Below are 25,771 nucleotides of genomic sequence, written 5' to 3' on the forward strand. Positions count from 1 at the left end.
TCCATGATCCCACGGAGCTACGCGGCTTCCGCCCGCAGGTCCGATCCCATCCCATTCTCATCCCATTGCTGCGAAGTGATGTCTTGAAGCGCTTCGTCCATGTCTTCTCGCAGGGCGTCGTCCTGGCCGGGCCACAAGTGGACATAAACCTTCCATGTCATATTGGGAGATGAGTGTCCCAGGAGTTCGCTGACCGTCTTGACGTCCCGCCCCTTGAAGATGAGGCGCGAGGCGAAATAGTGACGCAGATCGTGCCACGACCACTCCGTCCCGAGTCCCGCCTTGTCACACGCTCGACGGAAGTTGCCACCAAGCAGCGTGGCGTACCAACGCCCACCTCGCGGCGCAGCGAAGATCAGGTCGCCGGGACCGCGGCTGTAGGCGTCGTCGGCCAGATAGGCGGCGAGGGTCTCCACAGCGGACTTGGACAACGGGATGGTGCGACGCGACGACAGCGTCTTGGGCGTGACCGGCTCCTTCTTGGGGCTGCGTGCTGTCTGCTGGACTACGTGGAGCTCGCGCCGCACGAAGTTGATGTCCTTCACGCGAAGGCCAGCGACTTCACTGACCCGCAGGCCGGTCAGCGCGCTCACCAGGATCATGATGGAGACAGTCTCGGACGCGTGCCTCCGCACACGACTGATGAGCGCCGGGGTGAGGAGCTCCGTCGCGGTCGGCCCCTTCAGACCCTCCTCGTAGTCGTCGCCGTCGAGCCTGAATTTCCTGGCCGCGTTCTTGCCGATCAGCTCATCGTCCACTGCGATTTGCAGAAGGGTCGTCAGATGCTGGAGGTATAACGACGCCGTCGAGAGCTGGAGAGCCTTTCCGTTACACCAGGGCCGGCCGGTGAGGAGTAGATCTGTCCAATCGCGGATATCACTGCGTTGAACCTGCGCCAGGCTGAGCTTCGCTAGCGGACCAAGGTTGTTGATGAACTGTTGCCGAGCCTTATAGGTGCCATCTTTTCGAGCACGGTCCCGCCACTTCTCGGCGTAGATCTTGACGTTCTGTTTACCGAGGTCAGGATTGACATACTCACCGTCACGGAGCTTCGCCTCGATCTTGCTCTTGAAGTACTCGGCTGTGTCCGGGATATCAAAACGACCTCGCTTGTCGAAGGTTTTCGAGTCAGGTACCCCGTTCTGATCCTCCCAACGAACGATGTATCGCTTTACCTTCTTCTTCGGACCACCGCGCGGGCCCATCATGATTTCACGGACCTGAATACTTGCCATCTCCACACTTTTCTGGATCGAATTGTCTTCCGCGCCCCCTAGGCCGGGGCGGCAGCAAACTATTGAATGCCAACCGACCATCCGTCTACCGAGAAAAGTTAGCCAACAGGTAGCTGAACGTCGGCCCTGCGAACACGATCCGACCCCCCGTAGACCTATCGTCGTAGGGGGGTCGGAGATTCAGGTCTAAACCGAAAACGAGTGCCCTTATGCAGCTCGCCGAGTACGGCTAGTTTTTAGGAGATCCTGCTCCCACTCTTCGATGTCACTCAGCCGATATCGCCGGTACCGACCGACCTTTATGTAGTTCGGGCCTTTTCCGGCTGACGCCCATACGGAAATCGTCTTCACTGGGACCTGAAAGCGCCGGGCCAGATCTTCGGTGGTGAGCCATACCTCATCGGCGGTCATAAAACTGCTTCCTTCGCGACTCGATTCGCCCACATATCGCCGTCACGCCACCCAACGGACGCCGCCGTCAGACCAGCGGCCATGACTGCCGATCGACCGGATTCGATAGCTCCGCGAAGGGCAGGTTCGCCCGGCCCATCTACCGCGATCCAGTTGACCTCAAGGCCATAAGTCGGCGGCAGTGAGGAGATGTAGTACTTACCGAGGTTCAAGCCTGACGAGGATCGGAAACCTAGCGTTCCTCGATACGACCGCCGAAGAGTTTTGACGTACCGATTCTCTACATGCGATGGCTCGCCATAACCTCCCAGGTGGACATGCTCATCAGGGTCGAGTTCCTGAATCATGCGCATAGCTACAAACAGAGCGTCCGGGTGATGGCGAGGCATCTCCAACGTCGGCACGATGAGGACATGCCTGTTCGCGACGGTGCCGGATGGTCTCGACGTCCGCCGACTGAGATCTAAGACCGAAACGTTGCCGTCGGGATGGGTGTTCATTTCATACCTGAGATGCGTGGATCTGATGGCATCGATCGCGCGCGAGATCCCAGGCAGCGCATGTACACCATCAGCGGATACACGCCAACGAGGCCCCCGCGTCGATCAGGCAAACCGCTGCCGCCCTCAGCTTGGAAGCGACTAGGCGACATGACGACGGACGTTGGCCTGGGCGATTTGCCGCCGAAGTTTCGCTTCGGCTCGCAGTCGGTCTTCCCACGCGACGATGTCGGCCAGCGCATAGCGGCGAATACGGCCCGGCTTGATGAAGTCGGGACCGGTGCCGTTGTAGGCCCAGCTGTCCAGCGTGCAGACCTCGACCTTGAGACGTAGTGCAACTTCCTTGCTCGTCAGCCAGATGTCGTTGGTGTTGTCTATTGCCTGGGTGTTGTCCATTGCCTGTTTCCTTCGTTGAAGTGGCAGCCGGGTGACGCCCTGTGAGCTAGCTCGGACTGAGCGGGCTCCACGACACGGGCGTGACATCAGGGGTCTGACCTGCGGCCACCTGTCGCTGCACCGCCATAGTACGTATCTAAGTGCATCTTTTCAACCAACAAACTACACATCATCTGCACTACAACCATGTAGTTCTACGCACCTTAGGCAGGATATGACGGACGTAACTACAGATCGACCGACCGCGAAGTACACACTCAAGTCATGTAGTATCGGCAGCACTGCGGGTGTAGCAGCATGTTCTGCAAGCCCTTACTACACAGAGTCGAGGCGATGACTACGCGATACCCCGAGTACCTGGGCCAGGTAGTGCAAGCGCGTCGTACAGAGCTGGGCATGTCCAGGCAGGCGCTTCACGCAGCTACCGGACTGAACCCAAGGACTATCGAGAAGATCGAAAGCGGCAAGGCCGGGATTCTGCGCGACAACACACTGCTCAAGCTGGACGAGGGGCTGAAGTGGAAGGGTGGCTCCGCATCGAACGCCTTCACCAAGCGTCTACCCCCGGAGGTCATCGACGGCACCGAAGTGCCGCAGCCGACGTCGAAGGTGCTCTACGTTCCGATCCCGGCCAACTTGTTCCAGGACACGGTGGGGATGGCGCAGAGGGTGACCGAGGTCGCGGGTGATGATGAACGTCTCGCACCGCTGGTCGACGGAATGAACACCATCGCCGACCGCATGCTGAGGGCGTGGACTATCGCCGATATCGAGCACCAGCGCTTCGACGGGACGCTGCGCGAGGCCACCGTCGAGATGCTGTTGGGCCACTATCTGCGCCGCGAGCCGCAGGCGCCCACCGCCGACGATCAGACGGAGTTGTTGTACCTGCGCTGGCTGCTGGGGCGGCTGCCGGAGTCGGCGTCCGAGCGCGCCGAGGAGTTCGCGCAGCGGTGGTCACAGACCGAGCGGACACTTTCGGGAACCCGACGGATCAACCGGTGAGGACTCTCATGGCACTGTCGTTGGCTGGGAAGATCGACCGCATGATCGCCTATTCGCACCGATGGGGCGAACCGGCGATGAACAACGAGCAGATCGCCGCCGCGCTGACCGATGCGCTGGGGCGCGCGGTGGCTCCCGGCGAGATCGCGGCTCTGCGCGCCGGTTCGGTCGTGGACGTGACGCGCGAGGTCGCGGAGGCGCTGTGTGCACTGTGCGGTGTCACCGATGTGGCCTACCTACTGCCGGTCGGCGACGAGGATGTGGATATCGACTTGCGGCTACAGCTGTGGACCCTGGCGCGTGACCGCGGAGTGCAACACGTTGCGGCGCGAGCGTTGACACGCGACAAGCTCAGGGAGCTGATCGCCGATCTGAGCGCGCTTCCTGCCCGCACGCGGTAATCCAGCCCCGCCCTGGTCATTCGATGCGGCGGAATCCGATTTTCAGGTTCGCCGGGCGTAGCGTCAGATTCTCCTCGACATCGAGTTCGCCGTGTGCGGTGAGTTCGTAGTCGCGCACCAACGAGGCGATCAGAAGTTTCGCTTCGTGGAGCGCGAAAGCCTGGCCGATGCACGCGCGCGGGCCGGTCCCGAACGGTCGATAGGCCCAGGGCTTGGGCCGGAATCCCCCCAGCCAGCGATCGGGGCGGAACTCGTTCGCGTCGCTCCCCCACACGGCCGGATCGCGATGCACCGCCAACAGCAGCACGAAAACCCATTCGCCCGCGGCGATGGGGAATCCGCCGAGGGTGGTGTCTTGGCGGGCTTCGCGGAAGAATCCCGGCGCGACAGGCCATAGCCGTAGCGCTTCGGCGATCACTGCGTCGATGACCTCGAGCTTGGCCACGTCCTCGTAGGCGATGCGGCCGTTGGTGGTCAGCGCGGTGGCCTCCGCGCGTACCCGCGCGGCCAGCTCCGGGTCGTTGGCCAGGAAGTGCGTGACGAAGGCCAGTAGGTTGCCGGTGGTCTCGTGCCCAGCGACGAAGAGAGTCAGGACTTGCTCGATGAGGTTGTCATCGGGCAGCGCCGATCCCTCGACGGGGTACATCATGCGGTCGAGCAGATCCGGGGACCGCTGGCCGGACTGTCGCCGTTCTTCGATCACCTCGGACACCACGCCCTTCATGAACGCGACGTCCAGGTTGTTCTGGCGTGCGCGCTTGCCGCCGGTGAGCTTGCCCACCACCGGGATTGCTGATTCCTGTGCGTAGGCGAACACTCGTGTGAGCGCGTCGGCAAACGGATTGCGGCCGTTCTCGCGGTCGGTGAATGCGCCGACAGAGTAGCCGAACCCGGCCAGCCCGATCGCCTCCAGCGCGGCATCGCCCATCATCGCGGCGGTGTCATCGACGGTGCGGCCCTGCCCGAGCCACTGCGCGGTCTGTTCCGCCACATGGACGAAGGCATCGTGGTAGTCGGCGAGGGCGGCGGGCACGAATCCCTGAATCAGCGCTTCGTGGCCGCGTTTCCATTCGAGCGAATCGTTCGAGGCGGTGAACAGACCGTTCCCGGCGATGGCGCGCAGCTTCTCGTACGGGCGGGCGAAATGGCGCTGCCAGGACTTCTCGTCGATGACCTCGCGCATGAGGTCCGACGACCCGGCGAAGGTCAAATGGATGCCACCGACGAACGTGCGCCGATACAGCGGCCCCAGCTGGCCGAACTGCCACAGCGTCTTCTGGTTGGGTCGTTTGCGATCCATACCCAGCACGTCACCCAAGATCGGCACCCGCCTAGGCGGATGCGGAATACTCTGCGCAGCAGTAGATTTCATCATCGTCATACGGATACCTCTCTGGGATGGGGGTGCGGTCCTGTGGCTCGGTCAGGGCTGGGACGGGTCCTGCTCCATTGGCGGGCGATCTTGAGCACGAACGCCTCGTTTCCCACCCACTCCGGCGCGGTCGCGCCCTGGTAGTGGTGACCCTCTTCGCCCGCGTCCAGGGCGGCGCGCAGCGCCTGGCACACTTGGGATGGGTCCGGGTGCGGGCCAAGGCCGGCGAGGTAGGGGACGGCCGAGATCATCGTGTCTTCGATCTCGATGCGCATGCGGTGTTCGGTCACCTGGGGCAGCGCCTTGCGCGCCTTGACGTGCAGGCGCATTTCCGGGCGAGCGTCCATCATGTTCGTCCACATCGGCTCGAGAACCGCGATGTTGCGTGAGGCGGGGTCTCGGCGCAGTCGGATCGCCAGGGATGTGGCGATCGAGGGCAAGGCCAGCAGCATCAGCAGCGCGACCGGTGCCAGGAACATCAGGTCATTGGTGCCCGCTCGGGTGCGGTCGTCCAGTACTCCTGCGGTGATCAACCAACCGGTGAGGATTCGACTCCAGGCGTCGATCTGGGAGACGGCGATACAGACGATGAGGACACCCGCGAACGCCGCGCGTGCGAGGCTCTGGCGCCAGTGCCACACCAAACTCAGGGCGGTGACCAGAATCATCAGCTCGGCGAGAACGGTGGGCAGTGAATAGGTCGTCAGGTAGACGCCGGGTCGCCAGCCCGAAAGCTCCTCGACCGCGATGTTGGCCGTGCGGGCAGGGGCCGAGATCCACGCCAGCGCGACGACGAGCACCGCCACGCCGACCCAGATCAGCACTATGGTGCTGTCGCGCACAGGTTTTCGCGCGTGCCACAACAGTCCGATCCACACGAGAGCGCCGGCCGCGCACAGTGCAGCCGCGTGGGTGGCAAGGCGAATGTCAGCGAGGGCGATCCAGCGTGTCAGCACTGACTGCACAGCCCGGTCGCGCAGCAGCGCGGTGATCCAGAACGACACCGCTAGTGCCGCTAATGCCCAGTCCAGGCTCAGGCGTTCGATGAGCACCGTCATGCGGGCCACGACCACGGCGGCGATCCAGATCAGCAGTGCCGCCGCGACCGGTTCGGACAGCGAGGACGTGGCTTCGGCGACGAGTAGCGGGCTCGGGTTGGGGATCATCGCCACATCAGTTCGATCACCGATGCCGCGCGGTGGCGCGCGCCGCTGATGTCGTCGGGCCTCCCTCGGCTCATCCCTGCGAGGTGGGTTCCCAGCCATTCGGCTTCGCGCTCGGCTGTGGAGTCGAAGTGGCTTCGGTGCATGATCTCGCGGACTCGCTGCGGGTCCAGGCCCTCGGACAGCAACGAGTCGGTCACCTCATACTGGTCGTCACCCCGGTGTTCGAGCAGGACGTGACCGAACTCGTGCATGATCTCCTGCCGCTGCCCGCGAGGCGATCGCGCGGCATCGTACTTGACGACAAGCTCGTCCTGCGTGACCCACAGGGCGCCGCATCGCGACACCGACGGCACATGTACCCGCCATGGGTCCAAGACGATCTGCTTGCCGAGACGACCGGACAGGTACCTCGCGAACTCCCCTACCGTCCATGGCGGTGTCAGCGGGATTCCGTCCAAGATGCTCTGTAACCGGCTCTCATCCACCGCCAGACCTCCAGGGTTCCGTACACGATCTCCATCCGTGCGCACCCCAGCGCACTCATCTAGAAGGACCGCAATCAACTAATAGCTCAGCAACATAATAGCTGATACATAGCTCGCGACACTTGACGATCCCTATGGCGAAACCCCCACTACCTGGCACTTCGGGGATCTGGCACGACAGCGGGACCGCGTGATGACCTGGCAAATTTCCGCTAGCGGGCGACGACGACGTTCAGCTCCATTGCGTGCCAGATATCACATGCTTCGCCACGGATTCGATCCTGCTCCGCCCACATCGGCGCCCGCCCCTGATCGTGTAGCGACTTCGACGATCCCGCGGCGGATCGAATGAGTGTCTGTCAACTCAAGTTGACAGACACGCGCTCGAATCTGTAGTTGAGGGCTCGGCTCACCCTGTTTGCTCGCAGGCTTTCCGATGAGTCCGCAGTGCGGGGAGGTCCTACTGGTGGATCGACGCGCCGACCTTGGACACACTTGAGTCCCGCCAACCGCGCTTCGTCGGTGTATCGCACCCCCCGCTTCGTCGAGCGGCCTGCGCAGTCCTCGAATCGGTGATCACTGCCGGTACCGGCCGGGCGACTGATGACGCTGTTAGATACGTCGTCGGCCGTCGTCCCGCCCCTCAGCGAGGCGCCGCGCGCCGCGTTGGCGACGAACGCGCAACAGCTGGCCAGGGCGCAGCCATACGTGAGAGTGCAGAAGGGCCGCTTGGATTCCAGATGCGGCGCTCGCTTTCGGCTGGTGGTGTCAACGGCGCGTTTGCGGCTTCTTGTGCTGCGAGGAGACGCTCGTGCAGTGTTGGACTCTCCGACGCGAAACCGCCTGGTTCGGACTTCTGCGCTCGGATGCGTTCCCCCTCAGCAGGCAGCCGCGATCCCCAGTGCGGGTCAGTGACCAGTACCGCCCAGTTGGCTTGGAGGTATTCGTCATACTCAGCCTGGGCGTTGTTCAGCCCGACTTGACAGCTTGCGTCCCGGGTGGCGGACTCGCGATAGAAGCTCACGGCATCGGCATATGGGTCAGCCATGTACTCACCGAAGGCGTTTGGATCGTCCTCGACAGCAACGGCGTAGAACTGGAGTGCTTCGTCAAGCTCGTCCATTTTGATCGCCTCCGGTGATCGGCTCGCGTCATTGAGCGGATCGCCGGGCCCGAGGGCGATACGTGCGCCGCTAGCCACCTCGGCCGGGTACTCCGATTTGCTATTGGTCACTCGCCCACTCCTCGTTCGGTTGTATCGGCCGCGCCTGGTCCGAGACTGAAAGCGCGAAGCGTTCTGGCGCGACACCCGCTTACGGATTGACACCGGCTGGCGTCGCGTTGCCAAATCCTCCCGAGGCTCGATTGTATCGAAAATAGCTAATGTATCGGCAGAACGCCTCTCGCGTCGCAACATGCCAACGAAAGATGCTGCAACAGAGTAGATCTCAACTCCATTGTTAGCGAGCGTTCGAAGATTGTGACCGACGCGACAACCCACAGCTCCAACCCCTTGACGTGCGCAGACCAATACGTTCAGGCCGCCCGGTACCAGCGGTTCGGGCCCGACGGCCCGGCGACCGCATGAGATTCAGGCGCTGGCACGAGTCACAGACGGAGGGCTTCTTTTGCTGTTCGTTGCCGACATCAGGTCGAGTCCTCGCACCCAACACTGCTGCGTCGACGTCCGGTCAGACACGCACAGAGTTCATCTCATTGCGGCCAGCGGCCGGTTACCAGATTGACCATGTCTTGATGAGTGAGGGAATGGTGTCCGAGCAGCTGGGCCGTGTTCTTGATCAGCTCCCACTCATCGACCACCATGCGCCGCCCCCTTTCAACCATGCTGAAGCCCCCCTGCGTTCTCACATCGGCGGCCGCACAATCTCCCCTGGCGACGTACATCATCGCGGCCTCACGGGTGAGTCCGTACTCACGCTGAAGGTACTCGACTTCGGCGAGATATCCTGCGGCGGCGATCATTTCGACGATATGAGGATTGCCGTTGCAGGCAGCTTCATTAGGCGAGGTTGCGAGACCCAACCCATCGAACCTCCATGGCCTTCCGGCCCAGTCCGAGTGCATGGACGCGAAGGAGATGCCGGTTAGTGTCAAAGCGACCGCATGTCCGGCCTGGTGGTAGGCCGAGCGATCGCGGTCGACCTCGAGGGTGCCCTTGTTCGCGTGTGCCAACGCAGCCTTCTCAATGGCACTGTCGTCAGGCAACTCCGGTAGCGCGTCGATCGTCACCGGCTCCGAAACCGTGGATGTCATGGATGGCGACAATAGCTTGGATGACATCCGAAATTCTGAAACGCGCGGGCGCGTTGCGCCCCTAATCCTGAGCATCGGCCACCGCCGAACTCCGCACCGAGCAGCGAGTCGGAAGTAGTTGTACGTCGAATGTCGAAACAACCTGCACTCCAACCACTTTGGCAACGATGTATCCCAAACCAGCTCCAAACCGGGGCGCTGGCGTCACAGAGGGCGGTTGGTGATGTCTCCCCCAATGGGGGCCATAGGGCATCGGTCAGCGACTTTCCGATCGTTACGAGGCGGCACAACTCTCCACACTCCACCACCACACCACCATGTGTGACTTAAGTCACCTAAATCACACAGGTCAAGGTTGGTCGTAGTTAGTCGTAGTAATTCGTGCCCAACAGTCGCCTATAGCTCGATTTACCCAGCTCATCTACCCTTTGCAGGTTGGTGGCGGACCACTTAACGTTCGTTTTCGCGGCCAGGAATCGGTCGCGGGAACCGCAAGTGGGAGAAGTCGCCGATGCGGGAACAACCAAGTCGGCACTATGCCGACGAGGTGGTCCAGCGGGTTGCTGGCACAGCGCGACTATCCGCTGGGCAATAGCCCGTGTGTCAGGGAATTGGGCGTAGCACCCATTTCCGCAACACAGCCGGATGATTGCGCACTCAATTCAGCACACATCCATACCTGGCATCGCTGTGCCCACTTGCCATTTTGAATGGAGCATCAACATGTCCACAATTCCGACAATGACCGTGCACGTGGAATTTCCCGGCGGCGCACGATTCTTCTACGATTTGCCCGCCGTTGAGGTCGAGGAGTTCGTGACTGCGGCCCGCCGAGTCGGCGCGTCCGCGAGCATCGTGGGCAAGCCTTCCCCGCGCGTGCTGTCGAGCGTGGACGGGCGGGCCGCCGCATGACCGCGAACAACGTCGGACGCGAAGCCGACCGCACTGCACCGATCTGCGAATGCGCCGTCGCGCACGGGGGGAAGTACGCCCGGATGGCGGGAATGCTCGGATCGGGCACCGGTCTGGTGCGGGTCGCGATGACCTCGGCGGTAGCAGCGACGATTGTCCTGGCCGCGAACTCGGCGTTGGCCCAAGCCGCGCCGACTCAGCAGCCCGGCCTTGCTGGTCCTGCAACAACGCAACCGGGTTTCGAGACCCGACCGGCCGCCCCGGTTGCGCCGCCTGCCGAGCAGTCCCCGTTGGGCAGGGTTATTCCCGCGCCCGCACTGCCGAGCGATCCGAGTCAGTATCGCGACCCGCGACCGTCCACCGATCAGGGAACTGGCACTGCGCTGCCTCAGCAGCAGTCGAGCCCGCAGCGACACCAGTCCGCGCCAGAATCGGACCTGCCGGTCGTGGTGGAGCCCACGCCGATCCCGGTCCAGCCGCCGAAGGTGATCACTCCTCCTGCCCCGGAGAAGCTCGGGCTCGGTGATATGACCATCGACCGGCCGGACTGGGTGCCCGCCGATGTGGCGTGGAAGGTCAACGGCCACGTGGCCCTGGCCCAGCGCGACACCAACGCCGCCCTTCAATCGGCGGGTATTAGCGCCTCCCGCGCCGACATCATGTCAACCGCGATGGTCCTGGGCGGTGCGAGCGGACTCGGCATCGGCGCAATCACCCTGGGAGTTCCCGCTGCGGCGATCGGAGCGGTCGGCGGTGGTGTCGTAGGAGCCGCGATCGGCGGTGCGGCCGGTGCTGCGGCAGGCACGCTGGTCCCGCTGCCCATCGTCGGTGTCGTCCCCTCCGCAGTGGCGGGAACCGCGCTAGGCGCGGCGACCGGCGCAGCGGTCGGCGCTGCGGCTCTCGGCGTCCCCGCCGCAGTTGCCGGTGGTGTGGCTGGCGGGGCAGTCGGCGCTCTGGTCGGCGGAGTCGCGACGGCGGGCGACGGCTCAGACTTCGTCGCTCCACCGGAAGAAGTCCCCGGTCCCGGTGCGCCCGACCCGTCGCTGCACGATCAGCTGCGCGCGGGCACCGATGCCGCACGCTCCGCGAGCGAGGCGGCCGTGGATTGGGTCCAGGCCCAACCCGGCGGAGTCGACGCTGTTCACACGGTCGCCTCCGCGCTCGACAGTGGCGTGCGGGCGTGGCAGAACGAGCCGATGGCCGCGCCGGTCGATGCCGCGTTCGCGGAGGTGACCTCTGATGTCCTCGCCGCTGCCCGTTCGACACCGGGAACCTCGGACGTCGTCGACGCGGTCACCTCGACGATCGGCGAGCAGCCTCTGTTCGAGTCCGACCAGCTCGGTCCGCTGACCGAGGCGGCCAACGGTGCGCTCACCGCTGTGCAGGGACTGGTGGGGTGATGTCGGCCGCGACGATCGGGCGGCGATCCGCGTGCACAGTGGCGCTGGCGGCGGTACTGACATCGGCTGCCGCGGTGCCCGCCTGGGCCGACCCCGAGCCGGCACCAACAGCGTCCGACTGCGCAGATGTGATCACGTTGGCGGTTCCCGGCACCTGGGAGACCAGTGCCGACGCCGACCGCAACGTCGTACCGGGCATGCTCGGCCAGATCACCGGGCCGCTCCTGGCGGCCCTGGGCACCACCGTGCCCGCTGCGGCGGAGACGGTGCCGAAGCCGGCGGCCGGGTCCTCGTCGGCCCGGAGCACCGCGGCGAGCGCACCGAGGCCCAACACGACGTCCGTGCGCGCTGAACAGGTGCCGTATGTGGCGCAGGTGGGCGGTCCGATTGCTGGTATCGCGACGGGAAATCCGTTGACACTCCGTCAGTCTCGGGCCAACGGCAAGTCCGCACTCGAAGCGCGGGCCACGGAGCTGGCGCAAGCGTGCCCGTTGTCGAAGTTCGTCATCTTGGGATACAGCCAGGGTGCGCTGATCGCGGGCGACTTCCTGTCCGAGGTCGGCAACCGCCGGGGCGTGGTCGACCCCTCGCGCATTCTGGCCGGTGGGTTGTTGTCGGACCCGAAACGTTCGGCGTCGACTGTCTCGTCCACCTCTGATGGCTCTCCACCGACGAACTCGGTGAACACGAAGTCGTCGTCGGTGGCCGAAACGTTGGTCGGTGCCGATCCGGGCGGTGAGGGTGTGCTCGGTCAGCGCGACGGCGGGATGGGTGTGCTCGCCGAGCGGGTGACCACGATGTGCGCACCCAACGACACGATTTGCTCGCTCTCGGGTAAGTCCAAGGTCGTCGCCGCGGTGGTCCCTTTGCTCAACATCACGCCCGAGGATCTGCCGAACTATGCGATCGGTCGCGGGCTGGAGCTGGTCAAGAACGTCGCCGAGGCCGATCCAGAGGTCATCGCGAAGGCCGCCAGCTCGTTAATCACCGAGCTGACGAAACTCGGTGTGGTCGCGGCGACTTCACCGTACTCGCTGCCGCTGACCCTGGCGGAGATGGTGTTCTCCTCGACAATGCTCGATGACGTCGCCCAGGTCATCAATATGCCCGAGTTCGATGCGCTGGTCAGCCTGACCAAACCCGACGAACTCGTTCAGCAGGCATCACAGGCCGTGTCCTATCTCCTACTGGACGCGCACCGGTCCTACGCGACCAACTACACGGTCAATGACAGCGGCGACACCGCCGCGCAATGGATCGTGAAATGGCTGACCGCGAAGATTCAGGCCGGTCTCTGAGTCGGTGACCTTCTTTCCGCTTACGCCCGGGGCATCAGAGCGCCGGGCGTAAGCGAAAGAACGTAGCGACCGCAATTCCCGCGCACCCGATCCCGAATAAATACCCCCGCGCCGCATTCCCAGTGAATACCGGGGTTTCACGAAACACGCCCAAGGAGGTGTTATCGCGATGAAATCAGCGTCGAAATTGGTAGCGCTCTCGATGGCGCTCGTCATGGTTCCGGTGTTGATTGTCGCGATCTTCATCGACGGCGACCGCGACAATCCGAGTTTCGCTCAAGGGAAACTCGCGACAGGCACGGTTCCGCCCGAATTCGAAGCCTGGGTCATCCGGGCGGGCACTCTGTGCGAGGAGATCTCGGCCCCGCTCATCGCCGCCCAGATCGAGCAGGAGTCGGGGTGGAACCCCAACGCGGTCTCCCCGGCCGGCGCCCAGGGCCTGTCGCAGTTCATGCCCTACACCTGGCCGTCCTACGGCGTCGACGCCGACGGCAACGGCGTGATCTCTCCCTTCGACCCGGCCGACGCGATCATGGCGCAGGCGAAATTCGACTGCGACACCGTCACGCAGGCCAAGCAGGACCTGGCCAGCGGACGGATCAAGGGCGACCTGATCGACATCGTGCTCGCCGCCTACAACTGCGGATACGGCTGCGTCCTAGCCGCTGGCGGGCCCCAGATCGTCAATGGGGAAACAGAGGGGTACGCGCCTGGGGTCAAAGCCAAGCTCGCGAAATACACCCAGCTCGGCACCGTCGAACTCACCGATTGCAGCCAGTTCCGCCCCGGCGCGGCCTTCGGCACGAATGTGGCCGCGGCGGCATTGTGCTGGCTGGGCACGCCGTATGCGTGGGGCGGCGGCACTCTAGACGGGCCGTCACAGGGAATTCGGGACGGCGGTGTCGCCGATTCCTTCGGCGACTACACGAAAGTCGGCTTCGACTGCTCAGGACTTGCCCTTTATGCCGTGGGGCAGGCGAGCGGCAAATCTATTCAACTTCCCCACTACACCACCTCCATCCTCAATGACACACGCGGTCACCCTGTAGACGAGGACGATATCCAGCCGGGGGACATCGTTTTTCCTAGCGGCGGAAATCCGCAACATGTTGCCATCGCACTCGGCGACGGACAAATGGTCGAAGCGCCCCAATCAGGCGATCAGGTGAAAATCTCCCCCTTATCGAATTTGGGGCCAGGAATCGAAATCAGGCGATTCGGAGCAGGAATCCAAAAACAATGATGCCGAAAACTACTTGGACGATGCAGGCGGTCGCATTGGCCGGGGCGGCGCTGGCGGTGGCGGCATGCTCCACGGGCCAGGCCGACCACCACGCGCCGACAACCAGCCCGACACCGACGACATCGGTCACGACCTCGACCGAAACCACCTCGCGAGTTCCGGCGACACCGGCCTCGACACCGCTGGCGGTTCCGACCGCACTTCCCATCGAGGTCGGCCCGGTCGAAGACACCGACGTCGATGCGGTCGCGGTCGCCGTGGCGCGGACCTGGTACGGGTGGGACACCACCCGCGATCTGTCTCCGCACGACGCCAAGCTGCGCGCAACCCCGTTGCTCGAACCCCGGCTCACACAGCTGCTGCGCGACTATCCACCGATTTCGGGCCCGGGAGCGGACTGGCTCGACCTGACCTCACGGTCGGCGGTACTGAGCGTGCCCGCTGATGGCGTGCGCCCCGGCGCGGAGGTCGGCGCGCCTACCGACACCGCGAATTCCGCGACGCGACTACTCGAGGTCACCCAGACAGTCAACACGGCGAACGGGCCCCTGCCGGAGCGTCACTTGGTGGTCGGGCTCGCGCTGGTCAAGGTCGGCGCCGGCTGGCGCGTGTCCCAGGTGAGCGCGCGATGAGCGCGCAAGCGCGGCGCCCGGTGATCGGCGGCATCGCCGGTGGAGTCGGCACCACCACGGTGGCTCACCTGCTCGACGGCATCGACGTCGGCGTCGTCGAAGCCAACGGCACCCAGGCCGTCGATGTGCTGGTGACCCGCGCGAGGGCCGTCGCGGTGAGCTGGGCCATCGCCACCGCCCAGCAGATGCCCGTGCGCCCGGTCCTGGTCGTCGTCGCCGACAGCGAAGGGCGCTGGCCCTCGGTGGTGCGGCGCCGCCTGAAGATGGCCGCCGCCAATCTCGACACCCCGGTGCTGCGGCTCGGTTGGCTCTCGCCGCTGGCCGCCAGTGACAACCCCTGGGACCTGCTGGCCACCAGTGTCTTCGCCACCGAGCGAAAGACCCATCGGTGGGCCGAAGTCGCACGTGAGTTCTGCGACGAGCTGGATCACGCAGTCGTCACCGCCCTCGAACGCGAAACCTCCACCGCCGAAGACATTTCCGATCCGGAGCCCGCCGACAAGCACGAACCCGCGCTTCACGCGCGTGTCCTGACCGATAACTAGAAGGAAAAGCCCATGTCCACACTGCTTTTGGCCGCCGACTGGCTCGCACAGGTCCCCAACCCACCCGCCAAAGAACTGCCCGGCGATCTGGGTAACCGGGTCAACGACACCCTCGGCTACGCCAAATCCATCTGCTACGCACTGGCTTTCGCCGGATTGCTCGCAGTGGCCGGAATGCTGTTCGTCGGCCTGCGCGGTCGCAGCGACACGGCCAAGAACGCTCTCGGACACCTGCCGATGGTCATCCTCGGCATCGTCATCACCGGCGGCGCGGGCGGGATCATCGAGGCTTTTCGGTGAAACGGGCGCTCTGGGCGTTCGTGCTCACCGCGACCCTGACCACTGTGGGTGCCGGAGTCGTCCACGCTCAGCCGCCGACGACCACCCCGGCCCCGCCGACCAGTCAGCAGCTCAGTCCCCAGAGTCCGGGTGGTGGCGGCGCCGGTGAGCAAATTCCCATCCGCGATCCCGCCACCGGCGGCGTGCAATGGGACCGATTCGGCGGTGATCCTGCCGAGGCTCCCGAGGACCTGGATTCCTTCATCTCCGACTCGCTCGGCTGGATGCTCACCCTCGCTCTCGCCTGCGCGGTCGGCGGCGTGCTGATCACCGCCGCGGTTCTGATGGTGGGGATTCGTGGGCGCTCCGAGCAAGCCAAGAAGGCCCTGCACTCGCTGCCGGTCGTGCTCGTCGCCACCGTGCTGTCCGGGTCGGCCTACACCGTCATCAACGCATTTCTATGAAAGAGATTGAACACCAATGTCATTGACGACTTCCGAGTTCCGCGACACCGCTGGCTTGGCGAAAGCGCGCCGCGCGTACCTGATCGGGTCGGTCAGCGCGGCGGCCCTCGCCGTGGTCGGCGCGCTCGCCCTTGTCGGCGTGGGCTTCCACGGCGACACCGATGCACCAGGCGAGGCAAACGCAATCGCCGCGACGACCGTGGCGACAACCGCCGCGAAGGGTTCGCTGGTCCCCCAGATCCCGCTCACCCGCTCCCCCGCCGACTCGGACTGGCTGACCGCCGCGCCCCGGGGGCTGTCTTGGCAACGCGTCGACGGCGTTCCCCTGCCGTTCACCGGGTCGGATGGGCCCTCCCGCATCGATGGGGCGGTCGCGACCGGCTACACCCACACCCCACAAGGCGCGACCGTCGCGGCACTCCAGATCGGCATGCGACTGCTCTACTCCCCCGATTTCGCCCGCGTCCTCGACATCCAGACCGCGATCTCGCCCGCCGACCGTCACCAGATCCTCACCGCCCGTCTCAGCCAGCCTCGGCTGGACCCGGCCGCCGTGCAGGCCAGCACCGTGGCGCCCGCCGGATTCAAGATCGGCGACTACACCGGCGACGCCGCGACCATCTACTACGCCTACCCCCGCGCCTCCGGCCCCTACCGGATCACCCGTCAAGCGGTGGTGTGGCGCGACGGCGATTGGCGCTACAGCAGCGAGCTGAACGCCCCGGCGCTGCCGGACACGGCAGACCTGACCGGATTCACCCCGCTGTAGCAAGGAAGACCCTGATGTTCACCACCCGAGAATTTGCCGAAGACCCCGCACTCCGTGGCCCACGCCCGCCGCGCTGGTTTCCGCTGGCCGTAACCACCGTAGTGGTCGCAGTCGCCTCCATCGTCGCGGTCGTCGTGATACGCGACCAACCACGCGATGTCGCGACACCGCCAGCGCCTGACGTACTCACCACCACGGAACCACCGCGCGAGCTGGAATGGAAGTTGATCAACGGCATCCGCTTGCCGTTCAGCGAAGACGGGCCCGCCCAGGTCGATGGTCCGCGCGCGCACGGCTACACCCACACCCCCCAAGGCGCACTCGTCGCAGCGTGGCAGATCGCCACACGGGTTCTGACCGACGCCCGCTACGAGCAGCTGCTCGGTACCCAAGTGCGCGCCGATCTCGGCCAGCAGCAGCAGGTCCGCAACGCGGTCACCCAGACCCGCAACCTGACCGCCGACGAGTTCGAAGCGGCCTTCCGCCAGCCGGTCGCCTTCCGATTCGCCACCTACACACCGATGTTCGCGCGGATCTACTTCGCGGTCCCGTCGGTCAAGGGCGGCTTCGACTTCGTGCGACGCGCCGCGCTCTGGGACGGCAACGACTGGGACTACCAAGTCGATTCCGGCCTCCCCGACTTGCCGAATTCGACGGGCCTGACCGGGTTCACGATGTTCCAGGACAGGGCAGGGCGATGAGCGCGAACACCTGGTCGATCCTGCGGCCTCTAGCGCTCGTGGGAATGCTGTTTGCCCTGTTGGTGGGCCCGGTGGCACTGGTCTCGGCCGAGCCGCCGCCACCGGACATGCCACAGAAACTCTCCGAACTCAGCGCCGAGCAGAAGAGCTGGCGCGACAGCGACGGCGTGATCTGGTGCTCGCAGCATCCCCAGTTCCCTGGGTGCGGGGACAAGTCCGACACTGGTTACCTCTACCCGAACGACGACACCGCGTTCCGCGCTCAAATCAACAACAACGCAACGCAAACCACGATCGACCTGAACCCGGGCAGAGTCGCCGACAACACGATCGGCAAGGCGGTGGACTCGGCCTTCGGCAAGGCCGCCGAATCCATCGGCAAATTCAGCGGTGACCTGCTGGTCGAGTCGATGACCTGGTGGATCGGCACCGACTCGATCAGCCTGTCCTACGCGGGCGTCATGGCGGACAAGGCGCCGGTCCAGAAGGTTGTCTTCTTCATCATGATGGCCGGAATCCTCACCGGCTCCATGGTGATGATGGTGACCCGCCGCACCGAGCCGGGCGCGCAGATCCTGCTCGGCGGAGTCAAATACATCGTCATCTCCTCCATGGCACTGATCGTGCTCTCCGGCGCGATCCACGCCGGAGACGACTTCGCCCACCAGATGATCGACACCGACGCCAACCAGTTCGGCCAGCGAGTCCAAACCATGCTGGGCACCTCCACGATCGGCAATCCGGGCGGGGTGCTGCTGCTGGGCATCATCGCGTTCCTGCTCGGCGCGATCCAGTGGGTGATGGGCTTCATCCGCCAGGCCGGGATCGTCGTCTTGTACAACCTGATTCTCTTCGCGGCGGCTGGACAGCTCACCACCTGGGGGAGGAATTGGTTCCCCCGCATCGCCGCGACCTGCGTGGCGCTGATCCTCTACAAGCCGATGGCTGCCTATATCTATTCGTTGGGCTTCGCGCTCATCGGCGAAGAACAGTCCCTGACCACCTTGGTCACCGGCCTTATGGTGGTCGCGCTCGCGGTGATCGCGCTGCCCGCGCTGCTGAAGTTCTTCGACTTCATGGGCATGAGTGTCAGCGGAGGCTCTGGCGCGCTCGGCCTCGCGGTCGGTGGTCTCGCCGGCGGGGCGCTCGGTGCTGCCGCGGCGATGGGCAGTACCAGCGGGTCGGGTTCGTCGGCTGGCGGAGGTGGATTCGCCAGCTTCATGTCCGCATCCGGCCCCGGTGGAGGCGAGACCGACCCGTCACCGGGCAATGGGGGCACGGCCGCACTGCCGTCTGGTGGTGGACAGGCGCAGCTGGAATCCGGGTCCTCCCCGAAAGCCCTCGGCACCGGTGGCTCCGGGCTCGAACTCGAAGCCGGACCAGGCTCGCAGCCCGAGAATCCCGACGCCTCCGGCACACCCGCCACCCCCAGCGACAGCGGCGGCATCGATCTGGCCGGTGCCACCGAGGCTGGCGGCACCGCGGCAGCCGGCGGCGGATCGGCCGCAGCGACCGGTGCGGTGGGCGCGGCGGCCACCGGCGGGGTCTCCATGGCGGTCCAAGCAGGGCTCTCAGCGGCGAGTTCGGCCGCCGAAGCCGCCGACGACATCGGCTCGGAGATGACCGGTGACGACCTCGGACCACAGCGGCCATGAGCACCCGCACATCTCTCTCGATCAGGACACATCAAAACACCGCACACCAGGCGGCACACGGTAGGGACACGCAATGAACGACACACCCGGCTACGGCGGATTCCGCGAGGTCAAGGGCTTTGGCCTGGGCCGTCTCGGCACCAGCGGCACAGCCATCATCGGGGCCACCGTGGTGGGCCTGGCCTTCACCACCTTCATCGACCTGTTCCTGGCCTTCCTCGGGCTGGTCGTCGCCATCCCCGTGCTGGCGTTGACCATCGTGCCGGTGGGCGACTCGCAACGCACCGTCGTCGAACACCTGACCTGGAACTTCCGAGCGTGGTGGGGTAACCGGCACAACAGCGACGCCTACGCCGCCGACGTCCTCGAAGAAGTCCCGCGCGGAGAGAACCTCCCTGGCGTGCTGGCCCCGCTGATGCCGTTGACCGTCGAAGACGGTCGCGGCGGCACGCAGTGCCTGATCTGGAACAGGCGCACCGGCATCCTGTCGGCGGTACTGAAGGTGTCCCCGGTCGGCATCACCTTGGCCGACAGTGCCGACACCAACGCCTGGGTCCGCAACTACGGCAGCTGGCTGGCCGATCTCGGGTTCACCCCGATCATCTCCTCGGTCGTTTTCACCTGCGAGTCCAGCCCGACCGGCGGTGTCGACCAGCGCGCGTACACCTTGGGTCGGATGGAGCGCGATGGCAAGACTGCACCCGTGCTCGCCAAGACGATCATGAGAAAGGCTGTCGACCAGTCACGTTCGACTACCGCTGATATTCAGATGCGGGTCACGGTGAACTTCGATCTGTCCAAGGCATCGCCGCAACCGGCCACCCTGTCCGAGGGTGCGGCGGAAGTGGTGCGGTGGCTGCCCCGCATCGAATCCGCGCTCGCCGCAGCCGGGGCGACCGTGACCGACCGCGCGTCCACCGCATCGGTGATCCACAACATCCGCGCTGCGTTCGACCCCGCCGTCCGAATCTCGGTCTCCGACACCGCCGACAGCGACGACGAACTGACCTGGGCCGACGCGAGCGCTCTGCGCACTGAGAGCACCAAGGAGGTCTATTACCACGACTCCGGCTATTCGGTCACCTGGGTGTTCAAGAAGCCGCCGACCAGCGTTGTGCGCCACGACATCCTGCTCAAACTGGTCAGCCCAGGACGGTACTACCGACGGTTCTCGATGGTCTACCGGCCATACAGCGCCGCCGCCGCAGCCGACATCGTCGAGCGCGAGATCCAGGGCGGCAAACTCCGCCAGGTCTGGAACACCAAGACCAAGAAGGACGAGACCCAGCGTGAATACGACGACCGAGTGCGCGCGCGTAGAGCCGCGCAGGAGGAGTCGATGGGCGCGGGCCTCGGACGATTCACAATGCTTGTCACGACCACGGTGCGCAGCGAGGAAACGCTGGCCGCTGCCTGCGCCGATGTCGAGGACCGCATCAGCGGCACCAAACTGCGGTTCCGGCGCGTTCGCGGTGCACAGGCCGCCGCGTTCGCGTCCTCGCTCGGCTACGGCATCGAGCCGAGTGCAGGACTCTCGCGCAGCGCCGCGCAGAGGTGGCTGGCATGACCGGCACCAACAACCTGACCGAAGCCGACGCGCGGCTGCATCAGGCGGCAGCGCATGCGGGTTTGGCCGAGCGTTGGTTGGCGAAGCTGGGAGTGGTCCCGGCCTACCGCAAGCAGGAACCGCACGATCCTGACGAACCCGGCCAGGAACCGTTCAATCCGTTCGCCCCCTTCGCATCCCTGCCGCCGATTCCCGACGCGCGCGGCGAAAACCGCCCCTTCGGCGGGTACGCCCACAACGTCGACGCGGGACGCCTGTTCGCGGGCACCACCAGTCAGGTCCAGGGCTTGTACCCCTTCCCAGCTGCCAGCGGCGCCAGGGTACGAGGCGTCCCGTTCGGTCGCCACTTGCACACCGCCGAACCCATCGGACTCGACCCCTCGCAATGGCTCGTCGACGGATTGGTCACCAACACCGGCCTGTGGGTCCAAGGACAGCCCGGCATCGGAAAGTCCACCGCGATCAAGCGGCTGCTCGTCGGACTCGTCGCGTTCGGATTCGCCGCGGTGATCCCTGGCGACATCAAAGACGAATACACCGCGCTGGTTGAGGCATTGGACGGCAAGGTGTTTCGCATCGGTCGCGGCCTACACAGCCTCAACCCCCTCGACCTCGGACCACTGCGCGGCGCGATCGACGCGGCCGTCGGTACCCAACGCGACCAACTGGTCTCCCAGGCTCGCGGCAGGCGGCTCGACCTGCTGGAATCGCTGATCACCATCGTCGGCGGGCAGGACCTCACCGCCACCGAGCGGCTGTTGCTGGCCATGACCGTCGACCAGGCCGACGCTGCCAACCAACGCCACGGCCGGCCCGACCCGACGATCCCCGAGCTTGTTCAGATCCTCGACTCCGCCGCCGAACCGCTGCTGCGCGTGGTGGCTGCCCGCGACGAACACGAATATCGGCGCGAGGTTCGCGAGCTGCGCAACACCCTGGTCCTGTTGTGCGAGGGCCCGATCAAGGGCATGTTCGATCGGCCGTCGAGCTTCTCCCTCGACGCCGATCTGCCCGCGATCTCGCTGTCGCTGGGCGCCGTGGAGGACGACGGCGACGATGTGGTGGCCGCGGCGATGATGTGCGCGTGGGCGTGGTCGGCGGGCCTGATCGAGGGCAAGCAGGCCGCCGGAATCCGGCGCAACGTGTTTCAGCCTCAAGACGAATTGTGGCGCGCGTTGCGCGCGGCCCCCGGATTGGTTGAGAAGTCCGACCGGATGACCCGACTCAACCGCCGACGCGGGGTGGTCTCTGCCCAGTCGACGCACACCATCACCGACCTCGAGGCGCTACCGACCGCGTCCGACCGTGCCAAGGCCAAGGGCATGATCGCCCGCAACGACATCAAGGTCATCGGTGGCCTCGACCACGCCGAAATGGCACGGCTACACGAAATTTCACCGTTCACCTCCGGTGAGAAGGACCTGGTCACGCGCTGGTCCGCACCACCGACGTGGGTGCCCGGTCAGCGCCATCCCGGCCGAGGAAAGTACCTCATCAAATCCGGCGCGCGCATGGGGCTGCCGGTGAACGTCGACCTGACACCAGAGGAACTCGACCTCTACAACACCGACGGTGCCTTCGCAGGACTCAACGGCACCGTCTCCGGACGGAGCAGCCGTGCAGCATGAGCGACCGACTCGGGAAAGGATCGTGATGCGGGAAGTCATCTCCGCACCGGACTGGAACCACGATCCCGGCGCCGCGACCACCGCCATGGTCGTCACGGTGACCGACCATGTGGCGACACTGCCGCACCGCTGGTGGGGACGCGCGCTGGTGTGGAACCCCGAAATGCGCGGCCCGGCAACCACCTTCCGATGGGACCTGCTGTCGGGCATCACCGACGCCACCGACGCCGACCGGATCGCCGAAGCACTGTTCTCGGTGATCCGAGACGAAGGCGCGCTGTACTTCGTTCCCGAGGCGTCGCTGCTGACCGCGAACCTGCTGCTGGCCGCCGCGCGCGGAAGACGCACCCTCAGCGACGTTCTCGACTGGATACACACCGGTGACCTGGACGAACCCTATCGCCTGCTGGATTCCGCCGGGGAAGACGACCCGACCGCGGACCTGGATACCTTCGGCGAGGCACCGGCCGGAGAGCGCGCCGCGATCTGGGCCGTGGTCCGTCAAGCGATGCTGCCCCTGGACTACGGCCCGATCCTGGCCGCCTTGAGCCCGCACGCCCACGCAGGATCGATCATCGACCACGTGCCGCTCTTGGGATCGCGGGCGCTCACCGCCCACCGGGAGATCTTCGTCGTCGAAGTGCCCGGCACCCGCAGCGCGGGCGTGGCCGCCGCACTGCGGGCCGAGCTCCTGCTGGCAGCCCAAGACGCTGGCATGTCGATGCAGGTAGTGAACGTCGGCACCCCGGGAAGGGGTGCGTGATGCAAGATTCCGCGCTGGCATGGGTGTGGATCGCGGCGTTCGCTGTGGCCGGAATCGGCTACGGCGTCTCCCGAATCCACCAACAAGGCACGTCGTGGCTGGTGATCGGCTTGGTCACGGCGGTGCTGGTCCTGGTGTTGAGCGTGTTGGGGTGGGCGGTGCGCAGGGCGTGGCCGCGTGAGACGCCGGACAGGCTGCTGCGTGACAAGCGCCAGATTTCGGACATGCTCGTCAAGCAGGCCGCCCAGAGGGGCGCGGGTCTGCGTGCCTCCATCGAGTCCGCCAAGGGCGTTTCGATGCGGGAGCTGGCCCCGCTGATCGGTCGGCTGCTGGGCAAGGCGATCTACGCCTCCTGGGAGGACTTCACCATCGTGTTGATGGGCCCGCGCAGCAACAAAACCAGTGCCGTTGCGGTCCCGCGCATCCTGTCCGCGCCCGGCGCGGTGATCGCCACCTCGAACAAACCCGATCTGTGGATTCTCACCGCAGCCCTGCGCGAGGCCGTCGGACCGGTCTACGTCTTCGACCCCGGCCGGATCGCCTATGCCGCCCAAACCTGGTGGTGGAACATCCTTTCCGGCATCACGACACTGCGTGAAGCCAAGATGATCGCCGAGCACTTCATCGAGGAGAACCGCGCCGGAGGCTCCGCGCAGAGCGAAGACCCGTTCTTCGCGCCCACAGGAAAGAACCTGCTCGCCTGGGCGCTGCTGGCCGCCGCACTGAGCGGGCGCACCATGCGCGATGTCCTCGACTGGATCGACACCTACTCCGACAAGCCGATCGACATCCTGCACCAGCACGGAAATCGCCGCGCGGGCAACGCCTTCGCCGCAGTTCTGGATCTGCCACCCGAGACGCGAGGCGGTGTCTTCGGTGAAGCTCAGACCGCGCTGGCCTCGGTCCAGGACGAGGAAACCCTGCGTTGGATCACCCCACCGGCCACCTGGGAACAGCCGACCACGGTGAAGATCGCCGAACTCGACCTGTGGACCGTGTTCGCCTACGGGGATGGCCGGGCTCCGACGCTGTACCTGATGACCCAGGAAGGAGGATCGAGCAGCGCAGGCGCGGTGATCGCGGCGATGGTCGCCAAGATCTTCGAACTCGGCGACCTCGCGGCCTCCGCCCACGGCGGACGGGTCGATCCTCCACTGACCCTCGTCCTCGACGAATGCGCCAACATCTGCAAGATCAAACGGCTGCCGAAGTTGGCCTCGCATTTGGGGTCGAAGTCGATGTGCGTAACCGCCATCTTCCAGTCCGAAGCGCAGATCATCTCCACCTGGGGCGCCGACGAAGCAGCCGCATTGTGGGGTGCGTCGACGGTGCGTCTGCTCGGCGCCGGACTCCAAGACGAGCCGTTCCTGCGCAAGATCTCCGGACTGGTCGGCCAGTACAAACCCCGCGAGCGCCGCCGCTCCCAGGGCCCCGGCGGTGTCACCACCTCCAACGACCGCGGCTCACTCGAACCCATCATGCCCGTCGAAGACATCGCCGCGATGCGAAAACACAACGCGTTGCTGATCCGCCAATCCTCCAAGCCGGTGCTGATCGACCTCATCCCCTGGTACACCGAATCCGACAAGGATGACATCGAACGCGTCCGCGACGAAGCCACCCGGGAAGTGCAGAAGGCCGCGATCGAGCATCTGGGCCCGGCCAATCCGGTCGCGAAGGCACTGCGGCGTCGGCTCGACAACAATGCGGAAGCGAGCGCGGCGTGAGCACCGCCGAGTCCTCGGACTCCGCCGTCGCCGAACTGCGTGAACGCCTGGCGACGCTGAGCGAAGCGCTCGTCGAGATGCGCAACCAGAACCGTTTGCTGTCTATGAAAGTCGAGCGGGTCGACGCCACGGCGGCCCGCTCCGCCCAGGGGCTCGACCAGTTCGAAACAGCGCTCGGGGTCCTTGCCGACCGGATGGCCGAGAACACCGGACCTCCCGCAGCCACCGACGCACCACCGAGCACACCCGGACCGACGGCAGCCGCAGTGATCGCCCCCGCTGACGCGGGCGTAGACCAGATCGACATGGAGGTGCTGCTGGACTGGGTGATCGGCAATGTCGGTGAATGGGCACAACGCAAGTTGCCGCGCTCCGCGACGAGCACCGCCAACGGTGCGATCTGCTGGTGCTCACAATGGTACGAACACCCCGAGGCGGTCACGGTGCTGTGGTCACTACGCCGCGCATGGCTCGAAGCCGTCGTACAGCCCGGCGCCGCAATGGCCACATACTTCCGCGACTTCTTCTATCCACTCTTCAACACCTTGACCAACTCAGTCGGACCATTCTACGCCTGCACTCCCGACAACCACGATCCGGACGCCAAATTCGTTCCAATCATCCCAGCGACTTCCAGGCGATAGAACCCCGATCTCGCCCCGAATACGAACGAGGCTACTGACAAGTTGCCGTAGGGTCCTGGAATCGGTCGGTCGGCACCGACCCGACTTTCGCCTCTATCCCGACCTGTGTCAAACCTCTCGGCGATTCCGTTGTCGCGGTGGGGATACGAGGAGCGGTCATCGTATTGGTTCCGTTAGAGTAGGTTGTGAGGGATTCCTCGAAGGACCACACGGTGACCGCTCTGACGTTGATGCGTCGAGCTCGATCACCATGCGCGACACCGCTATTCGGGACTCATCAGGCATGCTCCCCGCCTCGT

At 65.2% G+C, this 25,771-nt stretch carries 26 protein-coding genes; 18 read left to right on the forward strand and 8 right to left on the reverse strand.

All coding sequences use genetic code 11. The annotated features are described in order from the left end of the window. Nucleotides 1-17: 17 nt before the first annotated feature. The 3 genes from ACFC06_RS24920 to ACFC06_RS24930 all read right to left on the reverse strand — a co-directional run bounded on the left by ACFC06_RS24920 (nt 18) and on the right by ACFC06_RS24930 (nt 2,542). Nucleotides 18-1,235, reverse strand: a complete 1,218-nt coding sequence (locus ACFC06_RS24920; RefSeq protein WP_375936373.1) for a tyrosine-type recombinase/integrase — start codon at nt 1,233-1,235, stop codon at nt 18-20. 207 nt (nt 1,236-1,442) lie between these two features. Beyond that, nucleotides 1,443-1,646: a helix-turn-helix domain-containing protein gene (locus ACFC06_RS24925; RefSeq protein WP_375936376.1), complete on the reverse strand. Its 204-nt coding sequence runs from the start codon at nt 1,644-1,646 to the stop codon at nt 1,443-1,445. 641 nt (nt 1,647-2,287) lie between these two features. Further along, nucleotides 2,288-2,542 carry a helix-turn-helix transcriptional regulator gene (locus ACFC06_RS24930; RefSeq protein WP_375936379.1) on the reverse strand — a complete coding sequence of 85 codons (255 nt, stop codon included), beginning with the start codon at nt 2,540-2,542 and terminating at the stop codon, nt 2,288-2,290. Nucleotides 2,543-2,938: 396 nt separating this feature from the next. Between ACFC06_RS24930 and ACFC06_RS24935 the strand changes: the two genes are divergently transcribed. Both ACFC06_RS24935 and ACFC06_RS24940 read left to right on the forward strand, forming a co-directional pair. Continuing rightward, the gene (locus tag ACFC06_RS24935) at nt 2,939-3,547 is read left to right on the forward strand and encodes a hypothetical protein (RefSeq protein ID WP_375936382.1); all 609 of its coding nucleotides are present in this window, start codon (nt 2,939-2,941) and stop codon (nt 3,545-3,547) included. An 8-nt stretch (nt 3,548-3,555) separates the two neighbouring features. Next, on the forward strand, nt 3,556-3,948 hold the full coding sequence (locus tag ACFC06_RS24940) for a hypothetical protein (protein ID WP_375936385.1): 393 nt from the start codon (nt 3,556-3,558) through the stop codon (nt 3,946-3,948). A gap of 16 nt (nt 3,949-3,964) precedes the next feature. Here ACFC06_RS24940 and ACFC06_RS24945 read toward each other — a convergent pair whose 3' ends face one another. The 5 genes from ACFC06_RS24945 to ACFC06_RS24965 all read right to left on the reverse strand — a co-directional run bounded on the left by ACFC06_RS24945 (nt 3,965) and on the right by ACFC06_RS24965 (nt 9,245). Next, nucleotides 3,965-5,329, reverse strand: a complete 1,365-nt coding sequence (locus ACFC06_RS24945) for a cytochrome P450 (RefSeq protein ID WP_375936388.1) — start codon at nt 5,327-5,329, stop codon at nt 3,965-3,967. Further along, nucleotides 5,326-6,486: a DUF6545 domain-containing protein gene (locus tag ACFC06_RS24950; protein ID WP_375936391.1), complete on the reverse strand. Its 1,161-nt coding sequence runs from the start codon at nt 6,484-6,486 to the stop codon at nt 5,326-5,328. Before ACFC06_RS24950 ends, ACFC06_RS24945 begins: the two co-directional genes overlap by 4 nt. Then, nucleotides 6,483-6,971, reverse strand: coding sequence for a hypothetical protein (locus ACFC06_RS24955; protein WP_375936394.1), 489 nt, complete (start codon nt 6,969-6,971; stop codon nt 6,483-6,485). Before ACFC06_RS24955 ends, ACFC06_RS24950 begins: the two co-directional genes overlap by 4 nt. 643 nt (nt 6,972-7,614) lie before the next feature. After that, nucleotides 7,615-8,205: a hypothetical protein gene (locus tag ACFC06_RS24960; protein ID WP_375936396.1), complete on the reverse strand. Its 591-nt coding sequence runs from the start codon at nt 8,203-8,205 to the stop codon at nt 7,615-7,617. A 479-nt stretch (nt 8,206-8,684) separates the two neighbouring features. Further along, complete coding sequence (locus tag ACFC06_RS24965; protein ID WP_375936399.1) at nt 8,685-9,245, reverse strand: hypothetical protein; 561 nt, start codon at nt 9,243-9,245, stop codon at nt 8,685-8,687. Between the two features lie 741 nt (nt 9,246-9,986). Here ACFC06_RS24965 and ACFC06_RS24970 point away from each other — a divergent pair. The 16 genes from ACFC06_RS24970 to ACFC06_RS25045 all read left to right on the forward strand — a co-directional run bounded on the left by ACFC06_RS24970 (nt 9,987) and on the right by ACFC06_RS25045 (nt 25,472). Then, the gene (locus tag ACFC06_RS24970) at nt 9,987-10,157 is read left to right on the forward strand and encodes a hypothetical protein (RefSeq protein ID WP_375936401.1); all 171 of its coding nucleotides are present in this window, start codon (nt 9,987-9,989) and stop codon (nt 10,155-10,157) included. Continuing rightward, a complete protein-coding gene (locus ACFC06_RS24975) occupies nt 10,154-11,557 on the forward strand; it encodes a hypothetical protein (RefSeq protein WP_375936404.1) in 1,404 nt (467 codons plus the stop codon). The genes ACFC06_RS24970 and ACFC06_RS24975 overlap by 4 nt, the downstream gene beginning before the upstream one ends. Then, on the forward strand, nt 11,557-12,855 hold the full coding sequence (locus ACFC06_RS24980; RefSeq protein WP_375936407.1) for a cutinase family protein: 1,299 nt from the start codon (nt 11,557-11,559) through the stop codon (nt 12,853-12,855). The genes ACFC06_RS24975 and ACFC06_RS24980 overlap by 1 nt, the downstream gene beginning before the upstream one ends. A 169-nt stretch (nt 12,856-13,024) precedes the next feature. After that, nucleotides 13,025-14,098: an NlpC/P60 family protein gene (locus ACFC06_RS24985; RefSeq protein ID WP_375936410.1), complete on the forward strand. Its 1,074-nt coding sequence runs from the start codon at nt 13,025-13,027 to the stop codon at nt 14,096-14,098. 20 nt (nt 14,099-14,118) lie between these two features. Continuing rightward, nucleotides 14,119-14,730 carry a hypothetical protein gene (locus ACFC06_RS24990; protein ID WP_375936413.1) on the forward strand — a complete coding sequence of 204 codons (612 nt, stop codon included), beginning with the start codon at nt 14,119-14,121 and terminating at the stop codon, nt 14,728-14,730. Then, complete coding sequence (locus ACFC06_RS24995; RefSeq protein ID WP_375936416.1) at nt 14,727-15,275, forward strand: hypothetical protein; 549 nt, start codon at nt 14,727-14,729, stop codon at nt 15,273-15,275. Before ACFC06_RS24990 ends, ACFC06_RS24995 begins: the two co-directional genes overlap by 4 nt. A gap of 12 nt (nt 15,276-15,287) precedes the next feature. Further along, entirely contained in the window at nt 15,288-15,575 is a 288-nt protein-coding gene (locus ACFC06_RS25000) for a hypothetical protein (RefSeq protein WP_375936418.1), read from the forward strand. Beyond that, entirely contained in the window at nt 15,572-16,018 is a 447-nt protein-coding gene (locus tag ACFC06_RS25005) for a hypothetical protein (protein WP_375936421.1), read from the forward strand. Before ACFC06_RS25000 ends, ACFC06_RS25005 begins: the two co-directional genes overlap by 4 nt. A 16-nt stretch (nt 16,019-16,034) precedes the next feature. Further along, nucleotides 16,035-16,787 carry a hypothetical protein gene (locus ACFC06_RS25010; RefSeq protein ID WP_375936424.1) on the forward strand — a complete coding sequence of 251 codons (753 nt, stop codon included), beginning with the start codon at nt 16,035-16,037 and terminating at the stop codon, nt 16,785-16,787. A gap of 14 nt (nt 16,788-16,801) precedes the next feature. Further along, entirely contained in the window at nt 16,802-17,488 is a 687-nt protein-coding gene (locus ACFC06_RS25015; RefSeq protein WP_375936427.1) for a hypothetical protein, read from the forward strand. Next, nucleotides 17,485-19,143: a hypothetical protein gene (locus ACFC06_RS25020; protein WP_375936430.1), complete on the forward strand. Its 1,659-nt coding sequence runs from the start codon at nt 17,485-17,487 to the stop codon at nt 19,141-19,143. Before ACFC06_RS25015 ends, ACFC06_RS25020 begins: the two co-directional genes overlap by 4 nt. Before the next feature lie 73 nt (nt 19,144-19,216). Then, a complete protein-coding gene (locus ACFC06_RS25025) occupies nt 19,217-20,710 on the forward strand; it encodes an SCO6880 family protein (protein WP_375936433.1) in 1,494 nt (497 codons plus the stop codon). Beyond that, nucleotides 20,707-22,338: a hypothetical protein gene (locus ACFC06_RS25030; protein ID WP_375936436.1), complete on the forward strand. Its 1,632-nt coding sequence runs from the start codon at nt 20,707-20,709 to the stop codon at nt 22,336-22,338. Before ACFC06_RS25025 ends, ACFC06_RS25030 begins: the two co-directional genes overlap by 4 nt. 25 nt (nt 22,339-22,363) lie before the next feature. Further along, nucleotides 22,364-23,101, forward strand: a complete 738-nt coding sequence (locus tag ACFC06_RS25035; RefSeq protein WP_375936439.1) for a hypothetical protein — start codon at nt 22,364-22,366, stop codon at nt 23,099-23,101. Next, nucleotides 23,101-24,828, forward strand: coding sequence for a type IV secretory system conjugative DNA transfer family protein (locus ACFC06_RS25040; protein WP_375936441.1), 1,728 nt, complete (start codon nt 23,101-23,103; stop codon nt 24,826-24,828). Before ACFC06_RS25035 ends, ACFC06_RS25040 begins: the two co-directional genes overlap by 1 nt. After that, entirely contained in the window at nt 24,825-25,472 is a 648-nt protein-coding gene (locus ACFC06_RS25045; protein ID WP_375936444.1) for a DUF4913 domain-containing protein, read from the forward strand. The genes ACFC06_RS25040 and ACFC06_RS25045 overlap by 4 nt, the downstream gene beginning before the upstream one ends. Nucleotides 25,473-25,771: the final 299 nt, after the last annotated feature.

Source organism: Nocardia sp. NPDC056064, assembly GCF_042266925.1.
Classification (GTDB): domain Bacteria; phylum Actinomycetota; class Actinomycetes; order Mycobacteriales; family Mycobacteriaceae; genus Nocardia.

Bases quoted from the DNA above. Each gene is read 5' to 3' on its own strand.
- ACFC06_RS25010 (WP_375936424.1), top strand. From the start codon at position 16,035: ATGTCATTGACGACTTCCGAGTTCCGCGACACCGCTGGCTTGGCGAAA.
- ACFC06_RS24930 (WP_375936379.1), bottom strand. From the start codon at position 2,542: ATGGACAACACCCAGGCAATAGACAACACCAACGACATCTGGCTGACG.
- ACFC06_RS24935 (WP_375936382.1), top strand. From the start codon at position 2,939: ATGTCCAGGCAGGCGCTTCACGCAGCTACCGGACTGAACCCAAGGACT.
- ACFC06_RS25020 (WP_375936430.1), top strand. From the start codon at position 17,485: ATGAGCGCGAACACCTGGTCGATCCTGCGGCCTCTAGCGCTCGTGGGA.
- ACFC06_RS25025 (WP_375936433.1), top strand. From the start codon at position 19,217: ATGAACGACACACCCGGCTACGGCGGATTCCGCGAGGTCAAGGGCTTT.
- ACFC06_RS24920 (WP_375936373.1), bottom strand. From the start codon at position 1,235: ATGGCAAGTATTCAGGTCCGTGAAATCATGATGGGCCCGCGCGGTGGT.
- ACFC06_RS24990 (WP_375936413.1), top strand. From the start codon at position 14,119: ATGCAGGCGGTCGCATTGGCCGGGGCGGCGCTGGCGGTGGCGGCATGC.
- ACFC06_RS25040 (WP_375936441.1), top strand. From the start codon at position 23,101: ATGCAAGATTCCGCGCTGGCATGGGTGTGGATCGCGGCGTTCGCTGTG.
- ACFC06_RS24980 (WP_375936407.1), top strand. From the start codon at position 11,557: ATGTCGGCCGCGACGATCGGGCGGCGATCCGCGTGCACAGTGGCGCTG.
- ACFC06_RS25000 (WP_375936418.1), top strand. From the start codon at position 15,288: ATGTCCACACTGCTTTTGGCCGCCGACTGGCTCGCACAGGTCCCCAAC.
- ACFC06_RS24985 (WP_375936410.1), top strand. From the start codon at position 13,025: ATGAAATCAGCGTCGAAATTGGTAGCGCTCTCGATGGCGCTCGTCATG.
- ACFC06_RS25015 (WP_375936427.1), top strand. From the start codon at position 16,802: ATGTTCACCACCCGAGAATTTGCCGAAGACCCCGCACTCCGTGGCCCA.
- ACFC06_RS24945 (WP_375936388.1), bottom strand. From the start codon at position 5,329: ATGACGATGATGAAATCTACTGCTGCGCAGAGTATTCCGCATCCGCCT.
- ACFC06_RS25030 (WP_375936436.1), top strand. From the start codon at position 20,707: ATGACCGGCACCAACAACCTGACCGAAGCCGACGCGCGGCTGCATCAG.
- ACFC06_RS24970 (WP_375936401.1), top strand. From the start codon at position 9,987: ATGACCGTGCACGTGGAATTTCCCGGCGGCGCACGATTCTTCTACGAT.
- ACFC06_RS24940 (WP_375936385.1), top strand. From the start codon at position 3,556: ATGGCACTGTCGTTGGCTGGGAAGATCGACCGCATGATCGCCTATTCG.
- ACFC06_RS24995 (WP_375936416.1), top strand. From the start codon at position 14,727: ATGAGCGCGCAAGCGCGGCGCCCGGTGATCGGCGGCATCGCCGGTGGA.
- ACFC06_RS24975 (WP_375936404.1), top strand. From the start codon at position 10,154: ATGACCGCGAACAACGTCGGACGCGAAGCCGACCGCACTGCACCGATC.
- ACFC06_RS24965 (WP_375936399.1), bottom strand. From the start codon at position 9,245: ATGACATCCACGGTTTCGGAGCCGGTGACGATCGACGCGCTACCGGAG.
- ACFC06_RS24950 (WP_375936391.1), bottom strand. From the start codon at position 6,486: ATGATCCCCAACCCGAGCCCGCTACTCGTCGCCGAAGCCACGTCCTCG.
- ACFC06_RS24925 (WP_375936376.1), bottom strand. From the start codon at position 1,646: ATGACCGCCGATGAGGTATGGCTCACCACCGAAGATCTGGCCCGGCGC.
- ACFC06_RS25035 (WP_375936439.1), top strand. From the start codon at position 22,364: ATGCGGGAAGTCATCTCCGCACCGGACTGGAACCACGATCCCGGCGCC.